An 18772-nucleotide genomic window follows, 5' to 3' on the forward strand; every position below is an offset into this window, starting at 1 on the left:
ATTACCTGGATTTAGAAATTTTTATTTTCTCCATTCATCTATAAGGGAGGCAATAAGACCAGACCAGCCAGTTTGATGAGCGGCACCTAGGCCAGAGCCGGTATCACCGTGAAAATATTCATAAAAATGTAAGTTATCTTGCCAATGAGGATCTGTTTGGAATTTAGAAATGTTGCCATAAATTTGGCGTTTACCATCTTTATTTTTGGTAAACATTCTAATCATTCGGTTAGCAATTTCTTCTGCCATTTTATCTAAAGTAAAGTCTGTTCCATCAGGGCCTTTAACAGTGAAGTCTGTTCCATAGGCTTTGCCTAGTTTGCGTAAAGATTCAATTAAAAGAAATGAGGTAGGGAACCAAATTGGCCCACGCCAGTTAGAGTTACCACCTTTTATTTTACAATCTGCTTCTGCTGGTTCGTAACGGACTTCGCTAGTACCAAAAACAAATGGATGTTCTTCATGAACTTTAGAGAGGCTACGAATACCCCAATCAGATAAGAACTCATTTGGGTCAAGGATGCGTTGTAGTAGTCCGCGAAGTTGTTCTTCATTGACAATTGCTAGCACATGAACATCTTTTCCATCACGAGTAACAGTATAACAACAGCGTTGGACTACATCTTGGCGATTTTCTAAGAACCAAGCTAGATTTGTGTCAAATTCCTTAAACGGTTGTATCCAATCAACTTCTAAACGTTCTACTGCATAAATAGGAATTACACCTACAAGTGAACGAACTCTAAATTTATGGAATGAGCCATCAGGATAACGTAGTACATCATAGAAAAAGCCATCTTTTTCATCCCATAATGAGTAGTTACGACCGCCCATTTTCTTCATAGCTGCACCTACATAAATATAGTGCTGGAAGAATTTGGTAGCTAGACTTTCATAGACGTTATTTTCTTTAGCTAATTCTAAAGCAATACGCATTAGGTTTAGACAGTACATACCCATCCAGCCAGTAGCATCAGATTGCTCTAAAACTACGCCTCCAGGCATTTTTTGGCTTCGGTCAAGTACAGTAATATTATCTAATCCAAGAAATCCACCTTCAAAGACGTTATTTCCTTCAGCGTCAACTTTGTTTATCCACCAAGCAAAGTTTATTAGAAGTTTATGGAAGCATTTTTCTAGGAAAGCACGGTCAGCTTGACCAGTTCTTACACGTTCCATGTTATAAACACGCCAGCATGCCCAGGCTAAAACAGGTGGGTTTAAGTCAGAAAATTCCCATTCATAAGCAGGAATTTGACCATTTGGATGTTGAAATTGTTCAAAAAGCATTAGCCAAAGCTGGTCTTTAGCAAATTCTATATCAACTAAGGCTAGGGCAATACAATGGAAAGCTAGATCCCAGGCTGCAAACCAAGGATATTCCCATTTATCAGGCATTGATAAAATTCTCATTGAATTTAAGTGCATCCAATGGTGGTTACGAATTTTCCAACGGGAATCAGGAGGACGATGTTTAGGATTATCACCTTCTAGCCATTGATGAATATCAAATAAATAGATTTGTTTAGTCCAAAGCATTCCTGCTAATGCTTGACGTTGAACTAATTTTTCGTCTTCAGAAGCAGTTTTTGGATGTACAGTAGTGTAAAAATCATCTGCTTCTTTTTTACGTAAATTAACTAATTCATCAAATTTAGCTAATGGGTCATCAAGTTTTTCTGGACTTAGCCGTAAACGTAGCACTACAGAGGATTTAGCTGGTATATTAAGTTTATAATGAAAACAGCTTTTTGTTCCTTTATCATGTGGATTGATGGCTTGTTTATTATCTTCAATAACATATTGGTGGAAGGCATCTTTAAAATGTTCTCTTTGTGTATTTGAATATGGGCCATAAACGCGCTTCATGTTGGTTTCGTTATCAGTAAAAAGTAGATCTGCGCCTGTTTCACCATATAGATAGCGAGGGCCTAAACGATAAACAAAGGGGAGGTTTTTTAGCATTTCTGCTGAAGAGTCATCAGCAACAATTGTAGAAAAATTTTTACCTGAATGACCAACTTCAATAGTTGGTTCAGGGCCATAATGTTCACCCCATGCCCAGGTATTACGAAACCAAAGATGTGGCAAAATGTGTAATGGAGCATCCTCATCAGCACGGTTAAAGGCTTCAATACGAATATAAATATCTTCCGGGCCTGCTTTAGCATATTCAACATATACATCAAAGTATTTATTTTGATCAAAAATGCCTGTATCTAAAAGCTCATATTCATCGCCTCTTCCTTCACGGCGGCGGTTTTCTTGAATTAAATCCCAATAGGGATAAGCAGTTTGAGGATATTTATAAAGATATTTCATATAAGAATGTGTTGGGGTACTATCTAAATAAAAATAGTATTCTTTAACATCTTCTCCATGATTACCTTCGCTAGGTATAAGACCAAAAGCACGTTCTTTTAATATAGAATCTTGTTCATTCCAAAGGGCAAGAGCAAAAACTAATAATTGATAACGATCACAAATACCTGCTAGCCCATCTTCACCCCAACGATAAGCTTTGCTACGAGCTTTATCATGTGGTAGATATTCCCATGCATTTCCATCAGGGCTATAGTCTTCTCTAACTGTACCCCAAGCCCGTTCGCTAACATATGGCCCCCAGCGTCGCCAGGATGAATGGCCTTCAGGTTTTTCTTTTAATCTTTTGTGTTCAGCAGTTGTTGACATAGTGGTTTGGCCTCTTATTTTGGAAGTTCCCAGTTGGGTAGGCACATTTCTGCGCACAATGGGCTAATATAAGGTAGGCTAGAGTTTATCGCAAGTATATAAGGCAATTTGCGGAGATTAATTTTTAATTTGTAGTAAAAGAAAAAGTTATAACAAAGTAAAAAAGTATTTAATCATCAAAATCTTCAAAACTAGAGAGGGAAAATAAATGGTAAAAATTCCTTTAATTATAAGCTAAAGTTGCAAGTCCTGCTGCTGCTGCAATTTGGTTAAATTGGTAATTATTGTCAGGGATATTTATTGCAAATTCTGATGGTTGTAAGACCTTAAGATTTATTTGATTTAGTGCATCGGCAAAAGTTTTGCTAGTTAATTCCACTTTTTCATTATCGCCAATAATCAAAAGGTTAAGATTATTATTTTCTGGCAACATGATTTTTTCTTGATAGTAAGTAGCTAAACGAAAGAGTTCACTTTCTAAATCTTCTCTTGCACATTCTCTAGAGCGAATCATAACAGGGCTACCTTCTCTTAAAACAAAAGCTGTAAATCCCCAATTGTTATGACTAACTAATAATTTATCTCCAGCTAAATTACTTTTCATTAGCCAGGTTGCTTCTCCAATATGTCTAGGCATAATTAAACCTGTTTGCCAGCCTAATTGGGAGAATACTTTTTCATATTCAGCCATTACTGTTTCTGCAACAACAGTTACTAAATAGGTCATTGAGATATTAGGAATTTGTTGATGAACTAATCTTAATTGTGACATAGGTAGACCAACAATTCTTTCGACTTTCCACGCTAGCATTTTTTCTAGTTCTTCTTGGTTTTGAGGCTTTGTATCTAATTTAACTACCATTGTACGTGCAACTTCTTCTGGTAAAGCAATAGACCAACGGCTTTGACGGGAAAGTTTAGCACGACTGCTAGCTTGACGAATTAAATCTACTAGTGAATTAACTTCAGAAATATTTGATGCACTAAAATCAGGACGCAGTAGGGCTTTTGGCAAAAACGCAGTTGCTATATGTTCAACATAAAAATTTCCACGTCTCTTTTTTATATTAAGTAAAACAGCTTCATTATCAATAAATGCTAATGCTACTTGTGGCAGACGTGGAGAAGTCAAAAACTGCCAAAGAGAAGTTAAGATTGCCATAAAAACCTTTCTAAATCTGTTTGCTATAGGTTGAGGGAAATGCTGATTTTTTCAAATTATGATTTACTAAAAATCACTATAATTAACACCATTGCTAGCTGTTCCTTCAGCAGCAGAATAGACATTTTTGATTCCCCTTTTTCCTGAACGGCTGATAGGTTCTTCTTCCATTTCTACTTGCCAATCCCTTTGATTGGTAATCGGATCAATAGGTACTTCACGGATATACTTAAATTTAACTAAATCTTCTAATGATTGAGGAGCTTCCTCTTTATCCAAAGTGTATTTATCAACAGAGTCTCTAAGCTTAAATAAGGTATCTTTTAAGGTTGTTTCTTTAGCATTTCGTATAGTAGTTTGGAAAATAGGGACTACTAATGCTGCTAAAACCAGTATAATACTAATTACTATTACTAGTTCTAGTAAAGTGAAGCCTGATTTAAGGTTGAGTTTTTGTCTAAGTTTATTGTTTATTAATTGCCACATAATTTTTACCAATCTTTATACTTAGTCCCATTTAATCCAGTTTCATCGCTTTGCGAATAAACATCAAAAACGTCTTCTCCATTAGTTGAAAATGAGTCAGGGTCATCAGTGGAAGATTTTACTTTCCAATCAGTTCTACCTGTCATTGGGTCAATAGGGATTTTACGGAGAAAGCGAAGTTTTTTATCATCAATTCGATTAGCAGGAGTAAAACCTTTTGCTAATATTTCTAAAGTTTTAGGAAAACCAGAGACAGTACGATCTTGAATTGGAACTAGCTGTCCTGGTGGAGAAGTTGCGTCACTATAACGCTTATAAATATCAATAGCTGTTCTTATTTCTCTAAGTGCGCGTCGTAGTTCAATTTCCCGATTACGGCGAACAGTGTTATAAGCTAATGGTAAAGTGGTTGCTACTAAAATTGACAAAATAGCTAGTGTAATAATTAGCTCTAGCAAACTTAAACCAGAGCGATTTTTCAGTGATCTTGAGAAAATGCTTTTATTCATCTTCATCATCTTCATCCTCATCATCAGTAGTTGCATCGTTACCACCTGTGTTTGGTTGTGTATCAGCTTTTACTTCAACATTACTATTAACTAAAGTAACTAGTAATGATTGTCCGTTAGCTCCTATTAGTTGAGCTTCACTTAAGTTAAGGTCTGCTGATCCAGTTCCTACAGCTTGAAAATAAATTAGTGCTAATTGTCCAAATGCGGGTACAGGAGCAGCTCCAGATGGTCTACGAGCATTAACTATTACTGTATCTCCACCATCTGAGTAATTAAATTCTGCTATAGCTCCTATACTCATTACACCACCATCTCTAACCGCAGTTACTTTTATTACAGCAGGGTTAAAACGTAGTGCAAGATTAGCTTCTAGCATAGGAACATTACTAGAGCTTAGTACAACAGCAATTAAGCCTGTTTGATTTACTTTAATCTCTGGATTAAGGACACGTGCCATAACTGTTACAGGAGATGTAGAGGTTGCTTCTTGATTTTTTTCTGTCTCATTATTTGAATTATTTGAATTATTTGTTTTATCTATATTGTTTACTGGGGCTTCTGAACCAGTATCTATTGGTGCTGGAGGAGGGTTTTGTATTGGAGAAGTATTTTGTAAAGGTTGATTATTATTGCTAATAGGTCGTGTGACATTTGAAGGTTGAACAGGTTGAACAGGTCTTTGATTTACACCTTGAATAGGTGGATTACTTTGAGGTGGAACAGACTTTTGAGGGTTATTTTGGGGATTACTTTGAGGATTTTGTTTTGCTTCTTTGTCTTGTTGGTCTAATAAATCTGCTGTTGCTACCATTTGTTCTAAAGTAAGGGTATTTACACTTAACATAGCCAAATCAGAGTCACTAACATTTGGCGCACGTAAAACGTGTGGTGTTACAGTAACAACAATATTAGTAGACATAGAACTATTATTTGGTGTAGCAAAAAACCTTCCAGCAATAGGTATAAAACTTAATATTGGTATTCCAGAAGCTCCTTCACTTTTATCTAAACGCATTACACTAGTTACAATGCTGGTTTCACCTTCTTTAATACGGGTAGTTCCTTTTACTTTTCTTTGGGTAAAAGTCGGGTTATTTCTTCTTTGTGGGTCTGGGTCAGGCACTACGCTACTAGACTCTATTTCAAACATCATTTGAACATAATCATAAAGTACAGTTGGTTTTGAAATATTTATATTAAGACCAACATTTTCATAAGTGATTTGTTCAACTCCACCTATTGAGCCAGGAAAATTAAATTGGTTTTGACCTTGGTTTTGACCTTGACCTTGACCTCCTGTTACTACTGTACCAGTTGGAATGGTTGCACTACGAATAGGAACCCGTGAACCAATATTTACAGAAGCGTTTTCACCTTCAAATGCACGAATTTGTGTAGATGCTACTAATTTACCTACAGATTTACTTTGAAGTAAACTAATTGTGCTGTTTGGTACAGAAAGAGCAATTCCTAAAGTTGAATCAAAAATGCCACCAGGAGAAATACGACGTATACTATTTTGTCCAATACCACCTAGGCTATCTAATCCAACGTTTCTATTTCCTGTAGAAGAAAGCAATTGATTACCTATTTGTACTAATGCGTTATCAGTTACTTCATATAAATTTACATCCATAACAACTTCAGATTGAGCTTTGTCTAGTCTTTCAAGCATAGTTTCAATTAAAGCTAGATTTTCTTTTGTCTCTCGAACAACTAAAGCATTTAACTTATCAATAGGAATAATTTGTAATGGTTTCCCTGTGCCAGGGACAGTAAGAGCTTGTTGTAAGGGTTGGGCAATATCTTTTGCTACAGCATTTTTTATATAAAAAGTTCGGATTAAAAGATCCTCATACTTTTGTCTATTAAGTGCTACATCTTGGAAAATTACAATAGTTCGGCGAGTTATTGGAGCAAAAGCATAACGTTGGGTAGATAAGAAAACTTCTAATGCTTTTGGTGCTGTTACACCTTCTAGGTCAAAATTAACTTTCTTACTTTCTATAAGTCTAACAATTTGATCATCATAAACCACATTAAAATTAGATTGTTTCGCTATAGTATTAATAACTACTGAGGCAGGAGCATCTCGGAAGCTAAAGTTTTGTGGACGGAAATTGCTAATTGATAAAGCAATATTTTTTTGATTATTTGTATCACTGCTAAGGCTGGTTTTTTTCAAATCATCATTGCCAAAGGAATCAGGCCCATCATTGCTAATACCTAATTTTTCTAACATATTTTTCATTCTAGCTAGAGCCATTTCATTACTGTTATCATAGCTATAGGCTTGACGGAAAGCTTGGTAAGCACCTTCATAGTCACCTTGTTCAGCAAGGGTTTTTCCTCGTTCCATAAAAGTAAGAGATGCTCTTGAGAGTGAGCGTAGGAGATGGAGTTTATATTCTGGATTACCAGGATCTTCACTTAATGCTAGTGCGTATTGCTCGGCAGCTAAATCCCATTGTTCAGCGGCTTCAAACTTACGACCTTTTTTGAAGTATTTGTTGCCGCCACCAGCTAAAGCTAATGGTGTTATTATGGCTATTACTAGTATTATTGCTATGATGCGTTGGATAATCCAATATTTTTTCATGCTTATAAATCTCCGTATTAATTACTACTGCGGCTATATATTTGAAAATAAATAAACTAGGCATTTGACTTTTAAGATTAACTTTTTTCACGTTTCAGTAAAAGTTAAGTTCCAAAAAGTAAAATTTTTATTCCACAAAAGTTACCCGATTAATTTCTTTAAGTGTTGTAGTACCACGAAAAGCTTTTTTTAGTGCAGATTCACGTAAACTAGTTAAACCTTCTTCTCTAGCAGCACGTCTTACTTCTGAACCAGGGCGACGAGCTAAGATTAATTCCCTGATATGATCGCTAACATCTAATAATTCATGAATACAAGTTCGACCACGATAACCAGTAAAATGGCATTCTTCACATCCAACAAATTCATAAAAAGGGTGATCAATATATTTTTCTGGATTTAGTGCTGCTTCTCTTAGTTCCTGTTCAGTAACTTTATAGGGACGCTTGCATTTAGCACATAAAATTCTTACTAAGCGTTGAGCTAAGACACAATTAAGAGAACTAATAAAGTTGTAAGGTTCAACGCCCATATTAAGAAAACGTCCAATTACATCAATAACATTGTTAGCATGAACAGTAGTAAAAACCAAGTGTCCAGTTAAGGCTGATTGAATAGCAATTTGAGCAGTTTCAGAGTCTCGAATTTCTCCAACCATTATTTTATCTGGGTCATGACGAAGGATAGAGCGCAGTCCACGGGCGAAGGTTAGCCCTTTTTTCTCATTGACAGGAATTTGAGTAATACCCCGCAGTTGATACTCTACTGGGTCTTCAATAGTGATGATTTTATCTTCTTCATTGCGAATTTCATTTAACGCAGCATAAAGAGTAGTAGTTTTACCAGAACCAGTTGGGCCAGTTACTAGCACCATTCCATAAGGTTCTGTAATAAGACGGCGAAAACGGCGTAAATCTTCTGGTTCAAAGCCAACTACATTAAGGTTTAATTCCTTAAATGATTCATTAATTTGCTCTTTATCTAAAATACGAATAACAGCATCTTCACCATGAATTGCAGGGATAATTGAGACACGAAAATCAATCAAACGACCACGTAATTTAACACGAAAACGACCATCTTGAGGAACACGGCGTTCAGCTATGTCTAGTTCTGACATTACTTTAATTCTTGAGATTAGGGTCTGATGATGTTGTATATCAAGTGGGTCTACAGCCTTGTATAAAGCTCCGTCAATACGGTATTTAACATTAACTGCTGTGTCTCCAGTTTCAATATGAATATCTGATACTCTGCGCTCTAAAGCATTAAGTACAATGGTATTAACAAGTTTAATAATTGGGGAAGTTTCTTCTGTAAGCTTATCAATATCTAACTCAGTTTCGCCCTGGTCAGTTTCTTTAACTAAAGTCATTCCTAGGGATTGAGTAGCATCTTGCAGAACTCTTTGGGCGGTTTCACCTCTTTTTAAGGCATATTCAATAGCAGCACGAGTAGCTATAACACATCTAATTTTAGTTTTAAGGCGTGAAGAAAGCTCATCAATTAAATCTAAATTTGTTGGATCAGAAACAGCAATTACTAAAGCATCTAGTTCACGCTTAATAGGAAGAAAAGCATTTCGTAACATTAGCTCTATAGGCATGCTGTTAATTAAATCATGGTCTAATGGGTGAGTATTTAGATCAATGTAAGGAAGCCGATAACGGCGTGCTAGCTCACGAGCCTCTCTTTGTTCTAGGTTCATTCGTTCATCTGGGCGAACTGGCGCAGTTTCTTTGTTACTAGGTTGTTGTGCTACTGTTGACATAAATCTCCTTAGCTAAATAGCTATTAGTAATTTTTCTAGTGAGGTTTACTGCTATTATTCATTAATTCTAATATAGGTAAGTACATTGCTAATAGTATTGTCATTACTACTGATCCCATCACTACTAGAATTATTGGTTCAATTAATGCTGTAAGGCTTGTTATTTTGACATCTAGTTCAGCATCAAAAAAATTAGCTACCTCATCAAGCATTTCCCTAAGTGAGCCAGAACGCTCACCTACACCAATCATATCTAAAGCTAGAGGTGGAAACCAACCTGCTAATTGTAGGCTTTCGGTAAAGTTTTCTCCAGTACGTAGCCTTGCTGCTACCATAAGCATAGTTTTTCTTAATGCTCGATTAGTAACAGATTCGCTAGCAATTTCAAAGGATTCTAATAAAGTTATACCACCTGCTAAGAGGGTAGCTAAACTACGACAAAGTTGTGCTGTAGTATGTTGACGTACTAATTCACCTAGTATAGGTAGTTTTAGCATCCATTCGTCAATTTTATAGCGTCCATTTTCAGTACGTCGCCAAATTAAAGTTGCTATGATTGAAACTATCAAAACAGGTGCAATCCAAGCTATATTATCTCTAACATTGTTAGCTACAGCTACAACCACTTGTGTTAACCAAGGTAATTTATTATTGCCACCTTCATAAAGAGTTGCAAATTTAGGGATTACATAAGTAGTCATTAAAACAATTAGACCAATAGATGCTGTAATTAGGATAATGGGATAGACTAAGGTCTTTTTTAATTTTCTACGTAATTCTGTAATAGTTTTAGTATAAGCAACATAACGTAGTAGAACATTATCAAGGTCGCCAGATCTTTCACCTGCAAGTATTGAAGCTGTATAAAGGCGAGGGAATATATTGTTGTGCATTGCAAAAGCTTCTGAAAGTGCTGTACCGCCTCGAACGCGACGTTCGACATCTTCTAAAACTTCTCTAAAATATCCAGCCTTTTGGCGATTAAGTAAGATATTTAGGGCCTGAAGTATTGGTAGACCTGCTCTAAGCATTGCAGAAAGTTGTTGGTTAAAGATTAAAAATTCATCAATGCTAACTTTTTGAGTTAGGGTAATGCTACCAGAGAAAATACCCCCACCGCCTTGCTTAGATATTGAAAAAATTTGATATCCTTCTCGTTGCAAGCGTGAGCGTAAATCATTAATGGCTTCTGCTTCATAACTACGAGTTACTACTTCTCCGCTAGGAGTTCCAAGACGACAAACAAATTCTGGCATAATTATTAGTTTTCTTTAAGTTAGTTAAAATAGAATCTATTTTAAAGTTGTTTATTTATAGCACAAATTTAGCTTATTTGGCTATCTACCAAGTAAACAAAGCTAGTTAACTTTTTACAAAACACGCGCTAGTTAGCAAAAAGTTCCCATTGAAATTTTAATAACAAGCAAACACTTTATAAATCAAGATAATATATTTTAGGATCAAGAAATTAAGAAATCTAATAAGGTCATTATGCTAAGTAGACGCTTAAATAACTTGTAACAAATGGTTTAAGTTTTTATATAGCGGCTTATTTTCTTTGCCACTTCTTTTTAAGAAAAATTCCACTATAATAGCTACAGTTTTTATTTATATTAATAATTGTATTAGGGATAATGCTATGGTTAAAGTAATGACTTTTAATATTCGTTATGGTAGTGCGGATGATGGGATGAATAGTTGGTATAACCGTAAACACTTAGTAATAGATAGAATTAGGAGTTTTGATCCTGACCTACTTGGACTTCAAGAATGCCGAGATGATGAACAAGCGGAATATATAAAAGAAAAATTACCAGATTATGAATTTATTGGAGTACGTCGGGGTAGTGATGATAGTAATGATAGCTTAGAAATGTCACCATTGCTTTTTAAGAAATCAGTTTTTACAGCTATTGCTAAGAATTTTTTTTGGTTAAGTGATACTCCTCATATACCCGCTAGTGTTTATCAAGGAAGTGCTTTTCCTAGACCAGTTACTTGGGTTGCATTACAAGCTAATGACAACAAAAAAAGGGTAGTCACATTTTTTAATACTCATTTTGACTATCAAAGTTTTACTGTGCAAATCAAATCTGCTGAACTACTACGTACAAGGGTTGAGGCTCTTGGGCCGGCAATGCCTGCAATCATAACAGGAGATTTTAATGCTAATCGGGGTAGTGAACCTTTTCGTAAATTAGTGGATTTAGATAGTATTAATCCTTTGGTAGAAGCTTACTGGCAATTGCATCCACATGACAGAGAAGGGACTTTTCATGAGTATGGTAGTTTATCAATGCCAACATCAATAGATTGGGTATTATTTTCCTCAAAACATTTTTTTCCTCGTTTAGCAAAAATAGATACAACTAGCCAAGGTTATATTTATCCTTCTGACCATTACCCAATTTGTGTTGAACTTGATTGGAGATAATTTAGAAATAATTAGAAATAATTAGAAATAATAGATTTATTTGAGTGGTTTTAGCGGGATTTTTAAGGACTTTTTTATAAATCCTGCTAAAATTCCTCAAAGTTTTTCAGAAATTTTGTTTTTTAGGAGTAGAGGAAATTTTGAAGAAATTAGTGTTACCAGAAAAGGGTTTAGATGTCCTACTTGGCCCTTATGATGAAAATATTAAGTATATAGAAGCACTTTTGGATGTAACTATAAATATACGTGGTAATGAAATTGCCTTAGATGGTAGTGCTAAAGATATAGCTACGGTAGAGAATATTTTGTCTGATTTTGCTTCATTAGTTAAAGAAGGACATATGCCTACAGTAGCAGAATTAAAGGTTGCTTTTAAGCAAATTGCTGAAGATAGAGCCTTTTCCTTAAGAGATTACTTTTCTAAAAGCCTCTATTTTAACCCTACTGGGAAAAAAATGGTTAGTGCTAGGTCTGTTACTCAACGAAAATATATAGAAGCCATTCAACAACATGATATTGTGTTTGGTATTGGGCCGGCTGGAACAGGTAAAACTTATTTAGCTGTAGCAATGGCAACACAAGCCCTTTGGTCTAAACAAGTTAACCGTATAGTGCTAACTAGACCTGCTGTAGAAGCAGGTGAAAAACTAGGGTTTTTACCAGGCGATCTTCAGGATAAAGTTGACCCATACTTGCGTCCTCTTTATGATGCTTTGTTTGATTTAGCTGATTATGAAAAAGTTACTAAGTTGCTTGAAAAACGTGTCATAGAAGTTGCCCCACTTGCCTTTATGCGTGGACGTACTTTGTCAGATTCTTTTATCATTTTAGATGAAGCTCAAAATACTACTTCTGAACAAATGAAAATGCTTCTAACTAGAATTGGTTATGGTTCAAAAGCTGTTATTACAGGAGATATTACTCAAATTGATTTACCTGTGGGTAAACGTTCTGGCCTAGTAGAAGCACAAACTGTTTTAAGTGATGTAGAAGGTATTTCTATGATTCATTTTACAGAAAAAGATGTAGTAAGACATAAACTAGTACAACTAATTATTAAAGCTTATGATGAACATACTAAAGTGCGGCTGTAACTATGCTAGTAGAAATCATTAATCGTCAAAGAAGCCAAAAAATTGCAAAAAAAGAATGGAAAGAATTTGCCATTGATGTACTTAAAGAACTTAACTTAGAAAATATAGAAGTTAGTATTGTTTTTGTAAGTGATCAAAAAATTCAAGAGTTAAACCGAGACTTTAGATCTATTGATAAAGCTACAGATGTTTTATCATTTAGTTATCAAGATGTTGCAAATACAGAGGATAACAAACTGCTAAAAGAAAACTTCTACGAAAACATAGTTAATTCTACAAGCAATTATTTAGGTGATGTGGTAATCTCTACACACACGGCTGTTATTTATGCCCAAAAATTAGGATTGACATTTGATCAAGAAATTAAAACACTGATATTACACGGGTTGCTTCATTTATGTGGCTATGACCATGAGACTGATAACGGGGAAATGGACGAGCTAGAGCAAAAATTACGTAAGCAACTATTAGGTTTTGAATTTTTACCTAATACATCAGTAATTTCTTAACTAACAAGTTTTTATAAAATGGAATATGAAATAGTGGCGACCAGCATTCTAATTGTGATGCTGGTCTTTATTGCTACCTTTGCAAGTGCTTTAGGTTTATTAAGTGATGTAGCATTGCGCTCATTAACTGCTGAAAGTAAAGGGCGAAAACGTTCAAGGTTTTTACGCTATTTATTAGATCATCATCAGTTACTGGAAATGACTACACTCTCTGGATTACAGTTTGCTGCTGTAAGCATCGCTTTGTTTTTGGTTTCTATAGGGGTTAAGCTAGGTTTAACCAAACTTGAAGCTTTGACTTCTTCTTTTATTGTCTCCTTATTAATAGGTGGATTTTTTGGTCAGTTTTTACCAAGATTATTTAGTCAAAATAATCCTGCTAATGTTTTGCTATTGCTCCTACCTTATTTTGAAATTTACTACCGAATTTTTTCTATTCCAGCACAAATAGTTTATTGGCTACTAAAACGCTTTCGCAAAACAGATGAAAGTAGTTTGACTCCTGAACAGGTAGAAGAAGTTTCAGGGGAAAATATAAAAGCTTTGCTAGATGTTGGCACAGAAGAAGGAATAATTGAAGAAGCTGAAAGTAAATTAATTCATTCTGTAATAGAATTTACTGATACTACTGTAGAAGAAGTTATGGTACCTCGCCCAGATATGATTGTTTTAGATGCTAATGCTACAGTAAGAGAAATGCAGGAATTAATGGTTGAAAAAAAATATTCCCGGATACCTGTTTACCGCGAATCTGTAGATCATATTGAAGGTATAGTTTATATGTATGATGTTTTGGCTGCTTGTCAGGCAGGGAAAACAGAAATGGCTGTAGGCTCACTTGCTCGCGCTGCTTATTTTGTTCCAGAAACTAAATTAGTTGCTGAACTTCTAGCAGATATGCAACGTGCTAAACGTCAAATTGCCTTAGTAATTGATGAATATGGTGTTACTGCTGGGCTAGTTACTATAAAAGATTTACTAGAGGAAATTGTTGGAGAAATTGGTAATGAAGATACTGACAAGGAAAGTAAAGAAGACCCAGAAATTATTGAAACAGATAAAGGAATCTACTTAGTTAAAGGTAGTACGGAAATTAGAAAAGTAGAACTACTTTTTGATAAAGAGTTGGAGTCAGATGATTTTTCTACTCTAGCAGGATTTATTATAAAAAATGCTGGTCGAGTGCCTTCTGTAGGCGATACTTTAAGTTATCATGGAGTTAAAGCTGAAATAATGGAAGCTGATAGCGGTCGTATTGGTCGAGTAAAGCTTTCTCTTGAAGATATAAATAATGGAAATAATAATGGAAATGGAAATGGAAAATACTGAAAATAACTCTGTTTCTGATGGAGCAGAAGAAGCTATTCACTCAGGAATAGTTGCATTTATTGGTCGTCCTAATTCTGGCAAATCTACTTTATTAAATAAACTAGTAGGCGAAAAAATTGCAGCCGTATCTGATAAACCACAAACTACACGGACTCAAATTAAAGGCATATTAAATCTACCTAAAGGACAAATTGTTTTTGTTGATACTCCAGGTGTACATAAACCTGGATATAAACTTAATCGCCGTATGATGCAAGCAGTAGCCGAGGCATTACAATCTGTTGATATAGTTATACTTATGCGAGATGTATCAATAAAAATGGGGCAAGGTGAACGCTATGTTTTAGATTTGATAAAAGAGTCTGCTCGGCCTACGTTTTTACTCTTAAATAAAGTTGATTTAGTAAAAGATAAAACCTCATTACTTCCAATAATTGATTTTTATCGCCAGGAGTATGAATTTCAAGAAATCATCCCACTTTCAGCCCGCACAGGAAAAAACACTAATATTTTAGTTGATAAATTGCTAGAACATTTGCCTATTGGCCCTAGGTTATTTGAGGAAGATACTTTAACTGACCGCAGTATGCGTTCAATTGCTGCTGAAATGGTAAGGGAAAAGGTACTTAGATTTACTGGTGAAGAATTACCATTTGTTACAGCCGTAGTAACGGAATATTGGCAAGAGAATGCAAAGGAGGCAAATATAAATTGTGCAATTTATGTTGAGCGGGATTCCCAAAGAGCAATTATTCTTGGTCGCGCAGGGCAAAAAATAAAACAAATTGGTAGTGCAGCTAGAAAAGACATTGAGCATTTACTAGGAAAAAGAATTTTTCTTTCTTTGTTTGTTAAAGTAAAAGAAAATTGGCGGAATGATGAAAGAGTTTTAGATGAGTTAGGTTTAGAAGGAGTAAGTCATGAGTCAAGTTAAAACGGCTAATCTATGGTTTGTTTTAGAACTAAGTATTAGCCCAGAATTAGAAGAAATTGTAACTGCAATTTTGTGGGAAGAAGGGACTCTTGGTATAACTCTTAGTAAAGAAACACCAGCGTCTATTACCTTACAAGCTTACTTTAATCAAGAGATAGATGTTTTATATTGGCAAAACCTATTGCAAGAGATGTTTATCAATCTAGGTTATTCATCTGAAGACTTAAAAGAAATAAAACAAGCAGAAGTGCCAAATGAGGATTGGTTAAAGAAATGGAAAGAAAATTATCGTCCAGTTAATGTTGGGGAAAAATTTTTAATTACACCTTCTTGGCTAAGATCAGAAGTTACTGATACAAAAAGAATTATCATTGAAATAGACCCTAAAATGGCTTTTGGTACAGGTACACATGAAACTACACAACTTTGCTTAAAGGCTATTGAAGATTATTGGCAAGGCGGATCTTGTTTAGATGTTGGCTGTGGAACAGGAATTTTAGCAATGGCAGCAGCAAAGCTTTATCCTGATTCTAGAGTTGTAGCTTGTGATAACGACCCTGAAGCAATAACGGTTGCTGAGGAAAATTTGGAAATTAATAAAGTAGAGAATATAAAACTTTTTGTTGGGTCAGCTAGTGATTATTGCACTGAAAAATTTTCTTTAGTTGTTGCTAATCTTACAGCAGATGTTATTGCTAGTATTATTAATGATTTAACTGCCTGTTTAGCCGAAAAAGGACGATTGATTTTATCAGGAATTTTGGCTGATCAAAAAGAACAAGTTTGTAGTGTTTTAAGCTCTCACAAACAAAAAATAATAACCATTCTTGCAGCAGGTGAATGGATAGCAATTGTTAGCTCTCATCAAGTAGATTAATTTAATGCCTGGCCATAGATTTTTTTCATCATCAGAAAATTTTACTAGTAGTAATGCTGTAATATCTGGAGATGAAGCACATCATTTACGAAAAGTTTTACGCCTAAATATAGGTGATAAAGTTTCTATTTTTAATGGTTTAGGGGATGAATGGTTAGCTGTAATTGATGAGTTTATTGGGCAAAATGTTAAGCTAAGTTTAGAAGAAAAATTTGTTGATAATGTTGAGTCTGTGTTAGAAATTACTTTGACTCAAGGCTTGATCAAGGGTGATAAATTTGACTGGGTAATTCAAAAAGCGGTTGAACTTGGTGTTAGCAAAATACAACCTTTAATAACAGAACATACAGATATACAACCAACAAAAGGGAAAAACGTTTAGAACGTTGGCAAAGAATTGCTTTAGAGGCTACAAAACAATCTAAACGACGAAAACTAACAGAAATTCTTTCTCCAATTAAATGGTCAGATCTTGTTAAAAATCTTTCTACACCAACAATAGTTTTTGCTGAAATTAACGCAAAACCACTTAATCAAATAATTAACCACATAAAATTAGAAAATGACTCTATTAATTCTATTAATTCTATTAATTTAATAGTAGGTTCTGAAGGGGGCTGGACAACAAAAGAGCTTAAAGAAGCGGGTTTAGCTAACTTCTATTTAGCTAGTTTAGGCAAGCGAATCTTACGCGCAGAAACAGCAGGTATTACAGCAGTTGCTTTAATACAATATTTATTTGGTGATTTAACTAACTAGATTTAATAACCTAAGAAATAAATTAACCAAGCTAGAACTAAACCAACCCCCATAAATGAGCCAAATATCTTTAACCCATAGGAAAAACGCTCTTTACCTGTATTAGTCTCAAAATTAATTCCAGCAAAAACTATTGAAACAAAAAAAGCAAAAGTAATCATCATTAACAAGTGCATTATTTTTTTCTCCCTACGGCAATATCATAAGCATCCATTGCTACTAAATAGTTAAGTAGTCCGGCTGTCCATAGAAATGTATTAGCATATTCATAAGTAGGCACTTCTGCTTGAGGTAGACCAAAGCCTATTGAAATATTTGAAAGCGAGTGCAAAAGATGAAGAACCCAATAAACTAAACCTGTTCCAGCGTTGGCAAAAGCCAGCAAAATAGATAGTTTTTCAGTAGCAAAATTAATATCTAGACCATATAAATGTCCTTTCATTATTATACCTAAGAGAAACATCCCATAGATACTAGCAAAAAAAGCTAGACCTCTTTTCCAACGAGTTAAATAAATATGTCCAAGACCAGGAATTAAATAAGCAAGTATACAAGCTATAATTGTTTGATGAATTGGTAGGGCTGGATAAGAAACAATGCTTTCATTATCTGTTTTTTTTACGGATTCTATTTGGCTACTCAAAACGTAACCCCCTTAAATTTTTTTAATTTACAGGCCCAAAATACTTTGGGCCTTTTTGAGATTGTTAAATTAATTTTCACTAGGAAAATACTTACCAATTAATAACTTATATTTTTCCTTAGCTGCTTCAGGTATTGCTTGAGGTGAGGTTAACACAGCGTGTTTTAATGCTGAAGAACATTTGCAAGTTCTCTCTAATCCAGCAAGTTCTTTAATTGTACCTCGAATTACTCTTTGAGCATTAATAACATTTTGAGTTAGATATTGAATTACCATATCAACTGTTACTGCATCATGTCCTTCATGCCAGCAATCATAGTCAGTCACCAAAGCAATTGTACTATAACAAAGTTCTGCTTCACGTGCTAATTTAGCTTCTTGAAGGTTTGTCATTCCAATTATATCCATTCCCCAAGAACGGTAAACATTTGATTCTGCACGAGTAGAAAATGCAGGGCCTTCCATACAAATATAAGTACCACCACGATGAATCTTAATGTCTATTAGAGGTTTTCCTGCTGACTCTATTGCATTGCATAACTGATGACAAACAGGGTCAGCAAAAGTAATATGTGCTACTACGCCTTCACCAAAAAATGTAGAAACTCTTCCACGAGTGCGGTCAAAAAACTGATCTGGGATTACGAGATCTAAAGGTTTAAGTTCCTCTCTAAGTGAGCCTACTGCCGAAGCAGAAATAATTCTTTCTACTCCAAGCTTTTTCATTGCATAAATGTTGGCGCGAAAAGGCAATTCTGAAGGCATTAAACGATGGCCGCGACTATGACGAGCTAAAAAAGCTACTCTTACACCTTCTAATGTCCCAATAATAAAATTATCTGAAGGTGCGCCAAAAGGAGTGTCAACACTAACTTCTTCTATATCTGTTAAACCTTCCATTTGATAAAGTCCACTGCCACCAATTACACCTATTGTTGCTTGTGCCATAAATTCTTCTCCATAAAAGTTAAA

The 18772-nt window shown here is 34.9% G+C and carries 17 protein-coding genes and 1 pseudogene; 8 read left to right on the forward strand and 10 right to left on the reverse strand.

The features are described from left to right. Positions 1–21: 21 nt before the first annotated feature. The 7 genes from IPK14_07990 to IPK14_08020 form a co-directional block, all read right to left on the reverse strand. A complete protein-coding gene (locus tag IPK14_07990) occupies positions 22–2691 on the reverse strand; it encodes a glucosidase (protein ID MBK7993357.1) in 2670 nt (889 codons plus the stop codon). Positions 2692–2914: 223 nt separating this feature from the next. Next, positions 2915–3853, reverse strand: coding sequence for a hypothetical protein (locus IPK14_07995; protein MBK7993358.1), 939 nt, complete (start codon positions 3851–3853; stop codon positions 2915–2917). A 66-nt stretch (positions 3854–3919) separates the two neighbouring features. Then, positions 3920–4339, reverse strand: a complete 420-nt coding sequence (locus tag IPK14_08000) for a prepilin-type N-terminal cleavage/methylation domain-containing protein (GenBank protein MBK7993359.1) — start codon at positions 4337–4339, stop codon at positions 3920–3922. A gap of 5 nt (positions 4340–4344) precedes the next feature. Beyond that, a complete protein-coding gene (locus tag IPK14_08005; protein ID MBK7993360.1) occupies positions 4345–4848 on the reverse strand; it encodes a type II secretion system protein in 504 nt (167 codons plus the stop codon). Beyond that, positions 4841–7450 (reverse strand): hypothetical protein, encoded by a 2610-nt coding sequence (locus tag IPK14_08010; GenBank protein MBK7993361.1) that lies wholly within the window; start codon positions 7448–7450, stop codon positions 4841–4843. Before IPK14_08010 ends, IPK14_08005 begins: the two co-directional genes overlap by 8 nt. 127 nt (positions 7451–7577) lie before the next feature. After that, a complete protein-coding gene (locus IPK14_08015) occupies positions 7578–9158 on the reverse strand; it encodes a type II/IV secretion system protein (GenBank protein ID MBK7993362.1) in 1581 nt (526 codons plus the stop codon). 98 nt (positions 9159–9256) lie between these two features. Then, complete coding sequence (locus tag IPK14_08020) at positions 9257–10477, reverse strand: type II secretion system F family protein (protein ID MBK7993363.1); 1221 nt, start codon at positions 10475–10477, stop codon at positions 9257–9259. Between the two features lie 383 nt (positions 10478–10860). Here IPK14_08020 and IPK14_08025 point away from each other — a divergent pair, with 383 nt between their 5' ends. The 8 genes and pseudogenes from IPK14_08025 to IPK14_08060 all read left to right on the forward strand — a co-directional run bounded on the left by IPK14_08025 (position 10861) and on the right by IPK14_08060 (position 17157). Next, positions 10861–11655, forward strand: coding sequence for an endonuclease/exonuclease/phosphatase family protein (locus tag IPK14_08025; GenBank protein MBK7993364.1), 795 nt, complete (start codon positions 10861–10863; stop codon positions 11653–11655). Positions 11656–11795: 140 nt separating this feature from the next. Further along, complete coding sequence (locus tag IPK14_08030) at positions 11796–12749, forward strand: PhoH family protein (GenBank protein MBK7993365.1); 954 nt, start codon at positions 11796–11798, stop codon at positions 12747–12749. 2 nt (positions 12750–12751) lie between these two features. Continuing rightward, positions 12752–13258 carry an rRNA maturation RNase YbeY gene (ybeY, locus tag IPK14_08035; protein ID MBK7993366.1) on the forward strand — a complete coding sequence of 169 codons (507 nt, stop codon included), beginning with the start codon at positions 12752–12754 and terminating at the stop codon, positions 13256–13258. A gap of 33 nt (positions 13259–13291) precedes the next feature. Next, positions 13292–14587 (forward strand): HlyC/CorC family transporter, encoded by a 1296-nt coding sequence (locus IPK14_08040; protein ID MBK7993367.1) that lies wholly within the window; start codon positions 13292–13294, stop codon positions 14585–14587. Beyond that, positions 14574–15521 carry a GTPase Era gene (gene era, locus IPK14_08045; GenBank protein ID MBK7993368.1) on the forward strand — a complete coding sequence of 316 codons (948 nt, stop codon included), beginning with the start codon at positions 14574–14576 and terminating at the stop codon, positions 15519–15521. The genes IPK14_08040 and era overlap by 14 nt, the downstream gene beginning before the upstream one ends. Beyond that, complete coding sequence (gene prmA / locus IPK14_08050; protein MBK7993369.1) at positions 15508–16398, forward strand: 50S ribosomal protein L11 methyltransferase; 891 nt, start codon at positions 15508–15510, stop codon at positions 16396–16398. The genes era and prmA overlap by 14 nt, the downstream gene beginning before the upstream one ends. A gap of 4 nt (positions 16399–16402) precedes the next feature. Next, positions 16403–16780, forward strand: coding sequence for a 16S rRNA (uracil(1498)-N(3))-methyltransferase (locus IPK14_08055; protein ID MBK7993370.1), 378 nt, complete (start codon positions 16403–16405; stop codon positions 16778–16780). Then, a pseudogene (locus IPK14_08060) lies at positions 16735–17157 on the forward strand (RNA methyltransferase). The gene IPK14_08055 and the pseudogene IPK14_08060 overlap by 46 nt, the downstream one beginning before the upstream one ends. A gap of 2 nt (positions 17158–17159) precedes the next feature. Here IPK14_08060 and IPK14_08065 read toward each other — a convergent pair. The 3 genes from IPK14_08065 to IPK14_08075 form a co-directional block, all read right to left on the reverse strand. Further along, positions 17160–17333, reverse strand: coding sequence for a hypothetical protein (locus IPK14_08065; GenBank protein MBK7993371.1), 174 nt, complete (start codon positions 17331–17333; stop codon positions 17160–17162). Next, positions 17333–17800 (reverse strand): hypothetical protein, encoded by a 468-nt coding sequence (locus IPK14_08070; GenBank protein ID MBK7993372.1) that lies wholly within the window; start codon positions 17798–17800, stop codon positions 17333–17335. The genes IPK14_08065 and IPK14_08070 overlap by 1 nt, the downstream gene beginning before the upstream one ends. Positions 17801–17869: 69 nt before the next feature. Then, the gene (locus IPK14_08075) at positions 17870–18748 is read right to left on the reverse strand and encodes an S-methyl-5'-thioadenosine phosphorylase (GenBank protein MBK7993373.1); all 879 of its coding nucleotides are present in this window, start codon (positions 18746–18748) and stop codon (positions 17870–17872) included. Between the last annotated feature and the right edge of the window lie 24 nt (positions 18749–18772).

The organism is Blastocatellia bacterium, assembly GCA_016713405.1.
Lineage (GTDB): Bacteria > Acidobacteriota > Blastocatellia > Chloracidobacteriales > JADJPF01 > JADJPF01.